Source organism: Desulfosediminicola ganghwensis, assembly GCF_005116675.2.
Classification (GTDB): Bacteria; Desulfobacterota; Desulfobulbia; order Desulfobulbales; family Desulfocapsaceae; genus Desulfopila; species Desulfopila ganghwensis.
Map to the genome: position 1 here is coordinate 5,547,925 of NZ_CP050699.1, position 14,649 is coordinate 5,562,573.

Annotated in this window: 12 protein-coding genes; 7 read left to right on the forward strand and 5 right to left on the reverse strand. The window is 48.2% G+C overall.

Annotated features, from left to right (window positions below):
* Positions 1-57 precede the first annotated feature (57 nt).
* Entirely contained in the window at positions 58-1,350 is a 1,293-nt protein-coding gene (gene hemL / locus FCL45_RS23840; protein ID WP_136795175.1) for a glutamate-1-semialdehyde 2,1-aminomutase, read from the reverse strand.
* 362 nt (positions 1,351-1,712) lie between these two features.
* Here hemL and trxA point away from each other — a divergent pair, with 362 nt between their 5' ends.
* The 3 genes from trxA (at position 1,713) to FCL45_RS23855 (ending at position 3,852) form a co-directional block, all read left to right on the forward strand.
* Entirely contained in the window at positions 1,713-2,039 is a 327-nt protein-coding gene (gene trxA, locus FCL45_RS23845) for a thioredoxin (protein WP_136795176.1), read from the forward strand.
* 90 nt (positions 2,040-2,129) lie between these two features.
* A complete protein-coding gene (gene trxB / locus FCL45_RS23850) occupies positions 2,130-3,068 on the forward strand; it encodes a thioredoxin-disulfide reductase (protein ID WP_136795177.1) in 939 nt (312 codons plus the stop codon).
* A 13-nt stretch (positions 3,069-3,081) separates the two neighbouring features.
* Positions 3,082-3,852, forward strand: a complete 771-nt coding sequence (locus FCL45_RS23855) for an outer membrane protein assembly factor BamD (RefSeq protein ID WP_136795178.1) — start codon at positions 3,082-3,084, stop codon at positions 3,850-3,852.
* A gap of 310 nt (positions 3,853-4,162) precedes the next feature.
* Here FCL45_RS23855 and FCL45_RS23860 read toward each other — a convergent pair whose 3' ends face one another.
* From FCL45_RS23860 to FCL45_RS23870, 3 genes are read right to left on the reverse strand one after another with little or no spacing between them, the layout of a single operon-like run.
* Positions 4,163-4,609, reverse strand: a complete 447-nt coding sequence (locus FCL45_RS23860) for an NIL domain-containing protein (protein WP_136795179.1) — start codon at positions 4,607-4,609, stop codon at positions 4,163-4,165.
* A gap of 18 nt (positions 4,610-4,627) precedes the next feature.
* Positions 4,628-5,236: a P-loop nucleotide/nucleoside kinase family protein gene (locus tag FCL45_RS23865; protein ID WP_167495605.1), complete on the reverse strand. Its 609-nt coding sequence runs from the start codon at positions 5,234-5,236 to the stop codon at positions 4,628-4,630.
* Positions 5,223-6,245 (reverse strand): phosphotransferase, encoded by a 1,023-nt coding sequence (locus tag FCL45_RS23870; RefSeq protein WP_136795181.1) that lies wholly within the window; start codon positions 6,243-6,245, stop codon positions 5,223-5,225. Before FCL45_RS23870 ends, FCL45_RS23865 begins: the two co-directional genes overlap by 14 nt.
* 509 nt (positions 6,246-6,754) lie before the next feature.
* Between FCL45_RS23870 and secD the strand changes: the two genes are divergently transcribed.
* The 3 genes from secD to FCL45_RS23885 are packed head-to-tail and all read left to right on the forward strand — an operon-like array spanning position 6,755 to position 10,715.
* Positions 6,755-9,319, forward strand: a complete 2,565-nt coding sequence (secD, locus tag FCL45_RS23875; protein ID WP_136795182.1) for a protein translocase subunit SecD — start codon at positions 6,755-6,757, stop codon at positions 9,317-9,319.
* Positions 9,320-9,338: 19 nt separating this feature from the next.
* Positions 9,339-10,067 carry a YkgJ family cysteine cluster protein gene (locus FCL45_RS23880; RefSeq protein ID WP_136795183.1) on the forward strand — a complete coding sequence of 243 codons (729 nt, stop codon included), beginning with the start codon at positions 9,339-9,341 and terminating at the stop codon, positions 10,065-10,067.
* A 24-nt stretch (positions 10,068-10,091) separates the two neighbouring features.
* The gene (locus tag FCL45_RS23885; protein WP_136795184.1) at positions 10,092-10,715 is read left to right on the forward strand and encodes an HAD family hydrolase; all 624 of its coding nucleotides are present in this window, start codon (positions 10,092-10,094) and stop codon (positions 10,713-10,715) included.
* A 53-nt stretch (positions 10,716-10,768) separates the two neighbouring features.
* Here the strand turns inward: FCL45_RS23885 and FCL45_RS23890 are convergent, their stop codons facing one another.
* Positions 10,769-11,761, reverse strand: a complete 993-nt coding sequence (locus FCL45_RS23890) for a DUF4388 domain-containing protein (RefSeq protein ID WP_167495606.1) — start codon at positions 11,759-11,761, stop codon at positions 10,769-10,771.
* A 503-nt stretch (positions 11,762-12,264) separates the two neighbouring features.
* On the opposite strand from FCL45_RS23890, the gene FCL45_RS23895 reads away from it, so the two are divergent.
* The gene (locus FCL45_RS23895; protein WP_167495607.1) at positions 12,265-14,637 is read left to right on the forward strand and encodes a hypothetical protein; all 2,373 of its coding nucleotides are present in this window, start codon (positions 12,265-12,267) and stop codon (positions 14,635-14,637) included.
* Positions 14,638-14,649 lie beyond the last annotated feature (12 nt).

The following is a 14,649-nucleotide window of genomic DNA, read 5'->3' on the forward strand; positions in this document are numbered from 1 at the left end:
GGTTACATTACTAGAAGGTTTTGGTATCATGCCTCCCTGCCAAAGTCAACGCATTTTTCATTTTTCGAGCAATTTTTTGAATGACCATTCAGTCATTTCTGCTGCTTTCAGCAGCTCTTTTTCGGTATGAGCTGCTGAAACAAATGCCACCTCAAACTGAGATGGAGCAATGTTAAATCCGCTACCAAGCATCTGCCTGAAGTGTTGAGCATAGCGATCAGTATCGGCCGTCATGGCGCTATCAAAATCAAAGACTGCGCTTTCAGTAAAAAAGCCGGTCATCAGTGAACCGACCCTGTTCAGGGTAACCGGTACACCTGCACGCTCTGCCGCAGCATTGAGCTGCTCTGCATAAGCAGACGCCTTTCCATTGAGCTTCGTATAGAAATCAGACTCCTGCAGCTGCTTCAGGGTTGCAATACCTGCCGCCATCGCCAATGGGTTACCAGAGAGCGTTCCAGCCTGATATACCGGTCCATCCGGGGCAATGCAATTCATGATATCAGCTTTACCACCATACGCGCCGACTGGCAGACCACCGCCAATAATTTTACCGAGGCAAGTGAGATCAGGCTGAACTCCGAAATACTCCTGAGCCCCACCATAGGCGAGTCTGAAGCCGGTGATAACTTCGTCGAATATGAGAACAATACCCATCTCGCTGGTCAGCTCACGCAGTTTAGCGAGGAACCCATCAGCTGGCGGCACACAGCCCATGTTGCCTGCGACCGGTTCCAGGATAACGCAGGCAATGTCCAGCGATGCGTCACGCAATGTCTTTTCAAGTATTTCCAGATTATTATACGGAATAGAAATGGTGTTTTTGACGATATCATCAGGAACTCCAGGGCTACCGGGAATACCGAGGGTCAAAACACCTGAGCCCGCCTTCACCAGAAAAGAGTCGGCATGACCGTGGTAACAACCGTCAAATTTAACGACCACCTTTTTACCGGTGTAGCCCCGCGCCAGGCGAACCGCACTCATGGTTGCCTCGGTGCCAGAGTTCACAAACCGCACTTTCTCAATTGAAGGCACCGCCTCAACTACCATCGATGCAAGTTCGATCTCAGAGGGTGTGGACGCGCCGAAACTGGTGCCCGAGGCAGCGGCCTCATTGACAGCTTTCAAAATCAGAGGGTTGGCGTGGCCCAGGATCATAGGACCCCAGGACCCAACAAAATCCAGGTATTCATTGCCATCGACATCATAGACATAGGTGCCCTGAGCACGTTCGATAAACACCGGATTACAGCCTACAGAACGACACGCTCTTACCGGGCTGTTCACGCCACCCGGAATATATTTTTGCGCTTCCTGAAAGAGACGCTGGGAAGTTTCAGTTTTCATAGAGTCACATCCTCATTGATAGTATTTAAAAAAACTCCCTGGTGAGAGCTTCATTCACATAGTATTGATTCCAACTGTTGAAAAGACGCCGAAAATCAGTATCAGGCAGCGGACACAATAACCTGAATATATAGCACGGAGATCATTTTAATGTCAAACATCCTGATACTTGATTTTTCCTGTTTCATACACAAAATAGGTAGGCAAATTAGCCACCAGTAAGGTTAAAGGTGCTGTCCAACATTTTCCTTGTCAGCTTTCCGGCCAAAAGGTAAACTGAGCCCGGAATTCATGAACTTCGAGAATTCAACAGCATAGACATACATGACCTTCTGATAACATCTAAAGGAAAGGAGCACATAATGGCAAACGATAAAGTCCAGCAAGTTAACGATGCTGAGTTTGATACGCTGATCGGCTCTGATCAGCCAACCCTGGTTGATTTCTGGGCCCCCTGGTGTGGTCCCTGTAAAGCTATCGGGCCCGTCATCGAGGATCTCGCCGATGAATTTACAGGCAAAGTCAACATCGCTAAAATGAATGTAGACGATAATCCCGTCACCCCAGGTAAGTATGGTATTCGTGCTATCCCTACACTGATCCTGTTCAAGAGCGGTGAAGTTGTAGACCAGATCACCGGCGCCGTTGGCAAGGCCCAGCTGGTAGACCTCATCAACAAAGCCCTGTAACAGCGTTCACCATACACGCTGCCAATCGCGATTGCATGAGCTCCGCCGGTCGGCAGCGTTTTTCTTTCAGCAGTACGACACATAAAAATCATGATTAAAGAGCACTACGAATTGGTAATCCTTGGCGGAGGTCCGGCTGGTCTTTCTGCCGGTCTGTATGCTGCCCGCGCCCGCCTGGACCATGTGGTTATTGAAAAAGGCGCTCCTGGTGGTCAGGTCCTGAACACTGACTGGGTAGATAATTACCCCGGTTACCCCGAAGGGCTATCCGGCTTTGAACTTGCCGACAACATGCTCAAGCATGCACAGCGGTTTGAAGTTAATATACAGCACGGTGAAGTCGAGCGAGTTGACCTGAGTAACCCTGATAGTAAAATCCTGCACATGGGTGACGGCTCTACCGTGCGATGCGATGCCTTGATACTCTGCACCGGAGCTCGTCCCAACACCTTGAATGTACCCGGTGAGAACGAATTTCGCGGCAAGGGAGTATCTTATTGCGGCACGTGTGACGCACCTTTTTACAGAAACGTGCCCGTCGTCGTTGTAGGTGGTGGAGACACTGCCGTTGAAGAAGCATGTTACCTGACACGTTTTGCCAGCAAAGTAAGTATCATCCATCGTCGCGATGAGCTCAGAGCTACCAAAATCATTCAGGAACATGCGTACGCCAACGATAAAATCGAGTTTGTCTGGAACAGCCAGGTAAGCTCCATCGAAGGAGATAACGGCGTAAAGGAAATCAAACTGTTAGACAACGATGGCAACACCTCCACTCTGGAGGCAGAGGGTATCTTTGTTCTTATCGGTATTACGCCAAACAACAGTTGTCTGCCACTGGAGTTGCTGAATGCAGATCAGTGGGGTTTTATTCCCGTCGATAGCGAATGCCGTACTGCTATTCCCGGAGTTATGGCCGCAGGTGACATCATCAGCAAAAACGTTCGTCAGGTTGTCAACGCAGCAGGTGAAGGGGCTGTCGCAATGCTTGCCGCCGAGGCATACCTGAACAGATTAAAAGAAAAATAACAGACATGATTGCATGAACTTCTCTACTCAGCAGTTCCGGAAAATTGCAGCTTCAAGTCTGGCAGGGGTATTTCTCGCCAGCATACTCGTTCTTAGTGGATGCAGTAAGGTTTCTGATTATTTTGATTTCACCTCTGATGCCGACCTCGATCTTCAAGTACCATCCAAGACCCTCGCAACCAAGGGTATGGAAGACTATAACGTCGGGAAATACTTCACAGCGATAGAGTATTTTGAGGAAATTCTAGACCGCTACCCGTTCAGCCCCGAGGCGACCCTTGCTGAGTTGAAGGCAGCCGATTGTAACTATCAGATGGGCAGGTACATGGAAGCCCTGGTACTTTACAAGGAGTTTGAGGAAAGGCACCCCACAAATGAGGCAATTCCTTACGTGATGTTCCAGAAAGGCATGACTCATTACATGCGTATCGACCGTATTGACCGTGATACCAGCGGTGCAGTCGAGTCTATCAAGGCATTTAATCAATTGCTGCGAGCATACCCTGATTCGCCATATAGTGCCGAAGCAAAGGGACGAGTGGCCTCCGCCAGAGAGTTCCTGGCGAACCATGAATTTTTCGTAGTCGATTTCTACGTGCGCACAGAAGAATATGAACAGGCCAAAAAGAGACTCGGTTATCTTTTGGCAATGTATCCTGACTCGACAATCTCAGGCGACGCCCAGGAGTTGCTCGCCCAACTTGAGGCCGGCGAACCACCAGAACGGGGGATACTGCATTATCTACCAAGCCTGTCACTGCCGGACTGGAAACTCTTCAAATAAACCTCTTGTCCCGGTAGTCTCTTCACGTAAAAAGCCCGGCTGGATTTCAAATATCCACCGGGCTTTTTTTGTATTCTCTGCGGACTGGCTACAGACATCTCCTTGCCTCTGCCCGCTATACCGCCTGAATTTATCAGCTCAGGCAGTGTCGTGCCTCAAAGACCCTGCCAGCAAACCACGGCAGCCAGCAATGGCGGCGCTGATATCTCGAGGGACCAGCTGTCATTTTGCAAAATACAGAAGAAGATCATACTAGGTGCACTGTGGTCCCGGGCATTTTTTCCCCGGGGCACACTGGATGTACACCAGATTACACCTTCTCTGCTGGCGGTAGCATCCAGTCTTTATCCAGTGAGACTTCCATGGCACGTACAGGGCAGATAGGAACGCACAGGCTGCAACCGGTGCATTTTTCCGCATCAAAGATCACTTCCATTTCAGGCCGCTTCAGGTAAAGGGCCCCAACGGGACAAATACCTGTGCAAGCTCCACACTGAAAGCACTGCTCATCGTCTCTGCGAATTCTGGTAGCCAGCCGCTCGGTCTGCACCCCAAGTCCACCCAGAAAAGACAGCCCTGCATCGACACTGGTTTTACTGCTCCCTGTCAGTTCGAGGATCATCACCCCTTCACGCTGCAACAGGATATCGGCCTTCAGTATGTTGAATTCGAGATCATACTCTTTGACCAGCTGATAAATAAACGGTTTGTCACTGGTATCTTTTGGAAAACGTAAAATATAAATCTGAGTATACACGTGCGGTCCCTTCGGTAGTTATTGATTAGGCGAGGCATCCTTCCTGTCGGCGGAAGGTGCAGAAGTGACAAAATCCTCAAGACGGGCTATAAGGTGCTCAACTGACGCGTCGGTATCAAGCTCAAGCAGCAGTTCATTCGGTATCTCAACTGGATATTCGAATTTTTTCAACTGGTCGAGGTAGACCTCCAGACGACCATCCGACACCGCGTCAGGCTCTGCAAGACGCTTCTTCAGACGCTGTAGCGTAACATTTTCACTACAAAAACAATAGATAAACAGTACCTGATAATCTCTGCTGAAGGTATCAATAACGCGCTGTCGCTGATTTTGCAAATGAAAGGAAGCATCCAGGATCGCAATTGGATGCCCATCCTCCAGTGCTCCGAGCGCACAATTCAACATCTCTTCATAGGTTTTTTTGCTGTATTCAGGGTGATAAAAGCCGCTGTTAATACCATCCCTGCACTGTTGGGTAGGCACTATCCCCACAAGCTGTTTTCGTATGACATCTGAATTAAAATAGGCAAAACCATTCTTTTCGGCCCACCGGCTTGCCAGGTAACTTTTGCCTGAACCAGTTAGGCCAAAAAAAATCAGTAACCTTTGTACGTTATCTACACTCAATTTGCTCTCCATACTCCTCAGCCAACATGAAGTACTTCTTTGCAGATTCTTCAGCATTCTTTCTGGTCTCGGCTGACACATGGCTATCAGCTGAAGTCAGTAACCCTATTTTTCCACGGACATACGCCCGGTAGCACATATAAAAAGCCAGCACGTCCATAAGTTTTTCATCTTCAGACCTCTCCAGATAACTATTGATGAAGAGATCAGAGTAATCGTGCAAGCTATGATAATCGAGATCCATAGCCATAAAAGCCAGGTCTGCTGCAATATCTGTACACCTGAGTCTCTCGTTGAACTCAATACAGTCAAATATCGCCACCTCCTGCTCCAGGCATATATTGCCTGAATGCAGATCCCCATGACACTCGCAAATTTTATTGAGCCGTACCCTCTGCGCAAAAATCTGCTCTTTTCCCAGGAACCGCAGAGCAATACGTTGTATTTTTTTAAAGCGATTCTCTGGCAGTGCGACACCGCCCACAAACTGGCGGGTCTCCATGAAATTTTCCTGGATAGTCCTGCTTACAACTCTGACATCTCCAAATTGTTTCACCCGGTCGGAGCGACCGGCACGTTCATAAAAAGGTATAAGGACATCGGCTATTCGTACGATATCAGCCTTCTGAAGCTGCCCTCGCGCTATGAGCCGACCCATCATTCTGTCTTCCTTCAGACGTCTCATTTGAACCGCATATTCGATCGGCTCATCGCCTTCTCCCCAGCAGAAGTCATCGCAACATTTGCCGAGTTCTACAGTACGCAGATAAACATTGGGGCATAATCGTCTGTTCAAGCGCAGCTCTTCATTACAGAAATATTTTCGTTTCTCCAATGATGTAAAATCCAGAAAACCAAAATCAACGGGCTTTTTAAATTTATACACATACGCCCCGGCCAGAACAATGTAGGAGATATGTGTCTGAATTAGTTCAACTGACTCCACCTGGTGTGGATAATTCTCTTTATCCATAAGCCATTGGACATAATCAGGGAGTAGAGCATCCATCTGTACCTCCGAAAAAAAATCGATAACCTGAAACGACCATGATATTACCAACAATCTTTTCGATAGTTATTGATGTCAACGGAACCGGTTAACTCGCTGGCCCAGCCTGCAGGCAGGCCGACGAACACTTCTAAATGGCAGTGTTGAATTTCCATTTCCGGCACAGTACGATTATTACTTTACCACTACACGAAAGGACGTGAAAACGGGATGTATCCTCTCTTTCTTTCATCTTCCAAAGCCCGTATACTTATGTTGCTTTTTCAGTACATCAACGTCTGACAGCATGAAAGTTTGATGCAGATTTATTCGCACCGGCCCCATGAATTTGGCTGGACCCAGCATAAATCATCGGCCTGTTCATGCATCATTACGTGAATAATTCGACGCATAACCTTGCAAGAATCAGTCATCACGTTATAATCGCTGCATTTGAAACCATACAATGATAGTGGTTTACCGCTTGAATAGATCATAACCTATTACAGATACTTTCTTTAGGGCTATCAATGAACACATCACTAAAGCTGAAACTTGGTCTCATGGCCATGTTGGTCGTACTCTCCGTAGTCACGATTGTCCCCTCATTCTATTCTTCCACCCCAAACTGGTGGAAGCAATATCTTGCCCCTGAAGGGCTCAGGCTTGGCCTTGACCTTCAAGGAGGTATGCACCTGATCTTAAAGGTCAATCTTGACAAAGCCCAGGAAAACGCCCTCGAATTTTCAGCCAACGATATCAAGGATACCCTGGCAGAAGAATCAATCAGTGCTGTACGCACACCGTCCAATGACCCTGCAACGGTTATCTTTACCCTGCCCAATACGGGAGCGGTAAAACAGGTTCAGGCCCTCATCACCGATGACTTCCCTGACATTGACGCCCGTCTCGAATCAAAGGAAGGAACCTTTCCCCGCATTTTTCTCAGTTTGAAAGATGAGCGAATTTCCTACATCAAAACCCACGCTGTTGATCAGTCTCTTGAGATCATCAGAAACAGGATTGACCAGTTTGGTGTGGCCGAGCCTGTTATTCTCCGTCAGGGTGCCGATGAGATTGTTATTCAGCTTCCAGGCATACGTGATCCGGAACGCGCCATGAAACTCCTTGGCGACACCGCTCAGCTCGAATTCCAGATGGTTGCAGATTCAAGCGGACTCAATCTCCGTGAGCTGGTGAATCAGGCTGTTCAATCCGGACAGTGGCAAGACGGTGAAGAAATCGGCAAGCTGAATCGTGCACTCAGTTCCATTTTGCCCGAGAACACTTCTATTCACTTTGAAAAATCCATCGACCCCAACACCAAGCAGGAAGTCTCCGTACCTATTCTGCTTGAGAATCAGGTGTTAATGACCGGCGACATGGTTAAAGACGCCCAGGTACGCATAGGCGGCACCTTCAATGAGCCGTACGTCAGCCTTGATCTTACCAGTCGCGGCGGCAAACTCTTCGGTCACATCACCGAGCAGAACGTCAACAAGCGGATGGCCATTGTCCTTGATAACGTTGTGCGCTCAGCGCCTGTTATTCGTGAGAAAATTCTTGGTGGCTCGGCACAGATCTCCGGCAGCTTCAGTCACGAAGAGGCATCAGATCTGGCAATCGTGCTCAGAGTTGGCGCCCTGCCGGCTCCTGTTGACATTATCCAGAACATGACCGTTGGCGCAACACTTGGTCAGGACTCCATCCAAAGGGGCCTGAGTTCCGGTGTTTTCGGGGCGATACTCGTCTTGACCTTTATGTTCATCTACTACAGGCTCTCCGGTATTATTGCCAACTTCGCCCTGACCCTGAACATATTGCTTCTCTTCACCGGTCTGGCCATTTTGAATGCCACACTTACCCTTCCTGGTATCGCCGGTATCGTCCTCTCCATCGGTATGGCCGTTGACGCGAATGTACTTATTTTTGAACGAATGCGGGAAGAGTATGCGCTAGGAAAATCGGTGCGCTCGAGTGTCGACTCCGGTTTCGGCAAAGCATTCTGGACCATTGTCGACTCCCAGGTCACCACACTTATTACCGCAACTGCACTGTTTCTCTTCGGCACCGGCCCGATTAAAGGTTTTGCCGTTACCCTCTCTCTGGGTATTATTTTCAACCTTTTCACCGCTCTGTTCTTCTCCCGCCTGCTCTTTGACACCTTCAATTCTGGCAAGCCAATGAAGAAACTGCGCTTCATGCAGTTCACCAAGAAGCCGAACCTCGACTTCATGAGCCTACGCAAATTCACCTATGTCGGCTCCGGCATAATGGTTTGTATTGGCCTTTTCGCATTCATGCAGATCGCTCGTGGCACTGCCAACCTTGGCGTTGACTTCTCCGGTGGCTCCCTGCTCCAGTATCAGGCAAGCCAGAACTTCACAATGAGTGAAGTTCGTTCAGCTTTTGACGGCAGTAACCTCGAAGGTTTTAACCTGCAGGAGGTTGAAAACGAGAACCGTCTGATCGTCAAAATAAAGCAGGATGAAGCAACCGTCGCCAATCTCGCTGAAAGTGTTGACGTCATCTTGCATGAGAACCTTGCAGATAAAGGCTTTGTCCTCGAAAGCCAGTCTGAAATCGGCTCTTCCGTCTCTGCTGCGCTACGTAATAAGGCTATCCAGGCTATCCTGATTTCCCTTGTCGGTGTTATCTTCTACCTGGCAATGCGCTTTGACATCCGTTTTGGTCTGGCCGCAGCGGCAGCTACAGCCCATGACGTGCTGGTGGTGCTTGCAATTTGTTACCTGTTGAATGTGGAAATCACGCTGCTTATCGTAACAGCCTTACTCACTATCGCTGGTTATTCACTCAACGACTCCGTTGTTGTCTTCGACCGCATACGTGAGAACCTGAAGAAGGCCAGTGAGGATAAGCTTATCCCCATTATCAACATGAGCGTTAATGAGGTAATCAGTAGAACAATCGTTACTTCGCTTACTTCGGCTATGGTATTGGCGGCCCTGTTCGTACTTGGCGGTTCCGTAATCCATGACTTCTCGTTCGCACTGCTTACAGGTGTACTTGTCGGTACCTATTCCTCGATTTTTATCGCGAGTCCGCTGCTGACACTTTGGAAACGCGAACAGTAATCACAGGAGATACGTCAACATGTCACGACCACAATTCCCTGAGGCGGTTTACCGCCTCAAGTCAGACGAGCCTTTCAACTTTGCCTGCCACCCTGGTGTGCCATGCTTCACCGACTGCTGCAAAATGCTTGAGCTTGCACTGACACCATATGACGTACTGCGAATGCGCCGGGGTACCGGTTTAACCTCCCAGCAGTTACACGACCAGTACATCATTGAGGAGCGCGGGGAGCAAGACATGTTCCCCAAATATTACCTGACCATGATAGATGATGGGCAGGCAAGTTGTGCCTTCGTTGACAAGGAAAAGGGCTGTGCGATCTATTCGCACCGCCCTGGGGCCTGCCGGGCATACCCGCTCGGCAGAGCAGCCGTTCGGACTCGAAGCGGTGAACTTCATCAACATTTTGTGCTGATGAAAGAGTCTCATTGTAAAGGGTTTGCTGAATCTGTGGAACAGACTCCTGAGAAGTACTCACAGGATCAGGATCTGGTCTCTTATAATCGGTTCAATGACGCCATCGCCACCCTGATCCAGCACGATAAAATCAGGCAGGGCCTGTTTATGCCTAATGATGAGCAACTCAGGCTTTACACCCTGGCTCTGTACAATATTGACGTATTCAGGGCCCAGGTTCACGCCGGTACACTAAATATTGGCGAAGTACCTTCTTCTGTTTTAGATAATGATGAAGAGTTATTGCTTTTTGCCATCGACTGGCTGAAAGATCTGTATTTTCAATCTTAGATTCCCGTTCCCGACGCTGTACCCATGCTGAAAACTATTATTTTTGACTGCGATGGCGTGATGTTCGACTCACAGAACTCAAACCGCCACTACTATAACTCTCTCCTCACCCACTTCGGATTCTCTGAGATGAACGAGGATGAACTGCACTATGTGCATATCCATAGTGTCTACGACTCGGTTAAACACATTTTCCGCAATTATCCGCAACAGTCCATCGAGCAGGTGCACGAATACCGCAGGGCTAACAGTTATCTGCCTTTCCTGAAACACATGGATATGGAACCTGATCTACTCAACTTCCTGGAAAAGACCCGTGACAACTATAATCTGGCTATTGCCACAAACAGGTCTGATACCATGATGCCCCTCTTAAAGGAATTTAAGCTTGAGCACTATTTCGGTAAGGTGATGACCGCTGACAACTCGCCAAGACCTAAACCGGCTGCAGATCCATTACTCGAAATCATTAAACATTTTGACTGTATGATTGACGAGGCCATTTACATTGGGGATTCTACAGTGGATGAAGAAACTGCAAAGAATTGCGGGATGCGACTGATCGCTTTTAAAAACGATGAATTAGACGCGGACTACCACGTGGAAAGCTTTACGGAAATTCTGAAGCTGCCTGTTTTTGCCGACTAAAAAGACCTGATTTCATACTCTGGGGATGCAAGGAGCTGAACTGACCGGACTGCTCAGCCCTTGCCCTCTTCGTCGACTCTTTTAATACCTTCCATGAGCAGTGCCATGAAATCGCCAATTTCGGCGGCGCGCATCTCTTTGGCTGACAATCCTGTAATGAAGCGATAGTAGCCACTCCTTTCGGCCAGAATTGCAAAAATCGCTTCCTGGCTTTCTTTGTCGCCATACGTGGCGTTGATAATACAACCTTCCCGGAATAAAACCCGCGCCTCCCCACTATCAAGATTCATCGACAGCACGCCTGTTTTCTGGTGCATGTGAAACACCTGGAATAATTCAGCAGGGAGGACTTCGTCGAGTTTCCCGGTCATGCACGATTCGAAATCACGAGCACGAGCCTGGTTGATCTGTTGTAGTCTATTCGCCAAGAGGCGGGCCATATAACTCTGTACGGAGGATTCAGATTCGAGCATTTCGCAAAAATCCTCTATGGGTACAGTAAGGACCTGTGCATCATCCAGTGACCTCACGGTGGCAATTGCCGTGCCGGGACTCAAATAGCTCATCTCGCCGAAAATATCACCGGCAACAAGGGTTGCTATCTGCTCCCCCCTCGTTTCCACCGCAAACTCTCCAGTTACCACGAGATAGAGATTGGAGTTTTTGTCGCCCTGCTCTACCAGCACGGTATTACCCGGAACAACAACTTCCTTGAAGGATTTCAGCACCTGATGGAGTTTTTCAGGCGGGATGGAATGCAGGAATTGACTCTCAACGGTTGTACCGTGAATCTCCTGCATGACTGTCTCAACACGGCTATCGATATTTTCTTTTCCCTCTGGTATCCCCTGTACCGGTTCCTCGGCCTGCCTGAATTTAATCAGCCCGGTGCAACCGCTACAGCTATGTAGTTTAGGAGATATTTCTTTACGTCCTTTTCCAGCCTCGTTCAGCAAGGTGAATAAGAGCTGGGTCATATCCCTGACCAGGATGAGACACACCTCCTTGCCAACTGGGCAAGTGAAGGTTTTGTCACTGAGTTGCATGAATTCACCCTGAGCATACAGGGGGCAATTTATATCTTCTGCTATTTCAAAATAGGCTTTGAGGGATTTCATAAATTTTACGACGAAGCTATCAGAGCAATGACCACAACAGCTTCAGGAATTCCGTGTAAGTGTTTTTTGCTGAATATTATACATGATTCACCGTTGATTGACCGACCACCTGAAATCAACCTTTCAATTCTCTGCACAACAAATCACATCATAACCTTTTTATCATGGAGTTCGCAGGGTGAAATTGATATAGTAAGCGGAAATTATGATTTTTTTCTTAACTATATTATTTATTTGTGATGACTGTAGACAATCAGACGCTTGGTAAGCTGTTCTCTGAAATCGAGAACGAATTTCAACAGGACTCCGATATAACCATAACTCCTGTTGCAGGTGATCCACCAAACGAGTATGAGATTACCTTTCATATTCCTTGTACCACGAAGGATGAACAAGGTAACATAGAGATCACATCTGAACATGTGGTCAGCATGTCAATACCGTTTGGTTTCCCACACTTCCCACCAAGTTGCAAGCCGAAAAGCTCTATATTTCACCCAGACTTCGATAACTCCGCTGTCTGTCTTGGGGATTTCTGGAGCAACACGCCTTCGCTGGTTGAGTTGATCCGCCACCTCAAAATGATGATTGGTGGGGAAAGATATTCCACACAGAATCCCTTTAACCCCGCTGCCGCTGACTGGTTCCTTGCCAATCAATCCCAATTGCCTTTTGCAAAAGAGTATGCTGGGGATTTAAAGCAGCCGCCACCCCTGGAACTTGAAAAAACAAAACAGGAGTTCGATGTAGTTCAGGATTCTGATTTCGCCGATGATTTCACCTTCGAGGAGGAAACCCTCGAATACAATCCACCAGACCAAAGCAACATTTCCCAATCCGTTCCTGTTGAGCAATCTGTACCAAAAGATATGGCGCCACGGCCATATATTCTCAGCGACATTGATCTCCAACGATTTAACCTTTTGGCATCAAAGAGACATTTTCAGGAACTGGACGCTGAACTGTCAGCGCTACCCGACACCGCAGACTCCAAAGAGATCAGACAACTTCGAAAAATTGCCTCTACAGCAATGGAGAAGGGTTCTGCTCTTCATCAGCAGGCTTTGCAATTACAGCAACAGGATGAACCGTCAAAAGCCCTTGAATGTTTCCAGGCGGTCGAAAAACACGTTGCAGACTTTCCCAATATCCTGGAGAAGATCAGTAAGATTGAGCATCTTTTAGAAAATGAAACCACCGAGCCAGACGATTTCAGTGACCTGCAGACAGATTTTGCTGTCGATGCGCCTGTGGCTCAAAAGGTAGAGAGTACCCCCACTCGCAAAAAAAACGCCCCCCCAGTTACCAAACAAGCTTCAGTGCTAGAGCACAAGAAAGGCCGAAAGGGTAAACTGGCCGTGCCGAAGTTTAGCAGACCTCTCGTCTACTCCCTAGCCGGGCTGGTCGTAATAGCCGGTTCCGGGTTAGGCTTTCTTGCCATAAACGGCTCAAGCAAGCTCGAACAAAGTCGATCTTTTTTGCAGCAATGCACTACCGCCGTAAAGAATCAACAGTTCCGTACAGCACAGAATGCCTGCCTGGACTCCAGAAAAGCAAGCGATTCCATAATACTATTTCATCAGGCTGAGGTTGCCGCTTTACAGCAACAGATACATTCGGCACTTAACTCGCAGACCTTACAACAGGGACTCAAGGGTAAGGTACTGTTCGAGGGAGAATACGTTCTCAAAGCTACAGTCTCGCAACGTCAGGAACTCATCCAGGTACTGGCCTCCGGCGAAACCGCGTTCAGTGAATCCGATTGGCTTGCTGCCGAGACCAACCTTAGAAGAGCCATCGAACTTGATGATGACCTGAAGGTACTACCTGATGAAGAACTGACCCGGCTTTCCCGACAAGCCGCTCATGCAGCTTTTATTGCCAAGCTGGAGGCGATAGAAAATGCTTTTCTTCAAGGGAATGATTCTGTTGATCTGGCCGCACTTAACTCTTTAAGTGATGAACTCAGCTCGCTGCCTGCTGCAAGCGCTGCTCCCTTGCGTTCAAGGGTTGAAGTCATACTCGCCAAATATCAATTTTCTTCGCTGAAGAAGCAGGCAGATACCCTCTTTTCACAATCTGACTGGCCAGGTGCAATGTCGCTTTTCGCCAAAGCGGCCGAAACAGGCAAACTCCTCTCAGAGACTGAACCGCCAGAACTCACCGATATCAGAAAGAACATAACTCGAGCTGAACTTTACTCAAACATTGACGCCGGAAATAGTCTCTTTGCCGATGGCAGATGGGACGATGCCATCAGCCACTACCAACAGGCCATTGCAATTCTAAAAAGCAGCTACCAGCTGCTCAATCAGGGAGATTATCAACATTCAGTTGAAAAGCTTGAGCGGATCATCCTGCAATCCACCATAATACGAGACCGTCAAGCGGTGGAAACACTGAGAGGAGAAGGTAAATTCAATGAGGCTCTGGACAAACTTGCTGTAGTCATGGCAAGTATCACCGGTAGCGCTTACGCTGATGAGGCTGAGTTTTCTGAGATTCTCACCGATGCCCGGGACACATCTCAAGAGTTGAAAAGAAAGGCCCTCCTTGATTACTGCACGACATACCTGGTGGAAAATTATTATTCCTTTGTAACCAGAAATTACGTTGCAGCCAGTAAAGACACCATTTCCTCGCCATCGGCCGAGTTCGTCAAAGAGCTCGACCCCAGCCATTATCTTTTTAAGCTTGAATGCACGGAAAGCGGGCGAGGACGTCCACTCAAGCTCGTAATGTACTACTCATATGACCTTGACCAGGACAAATGGGAGTTTGCAAACGCCGATAGTTCGCAATAAAAAGGGGCATCC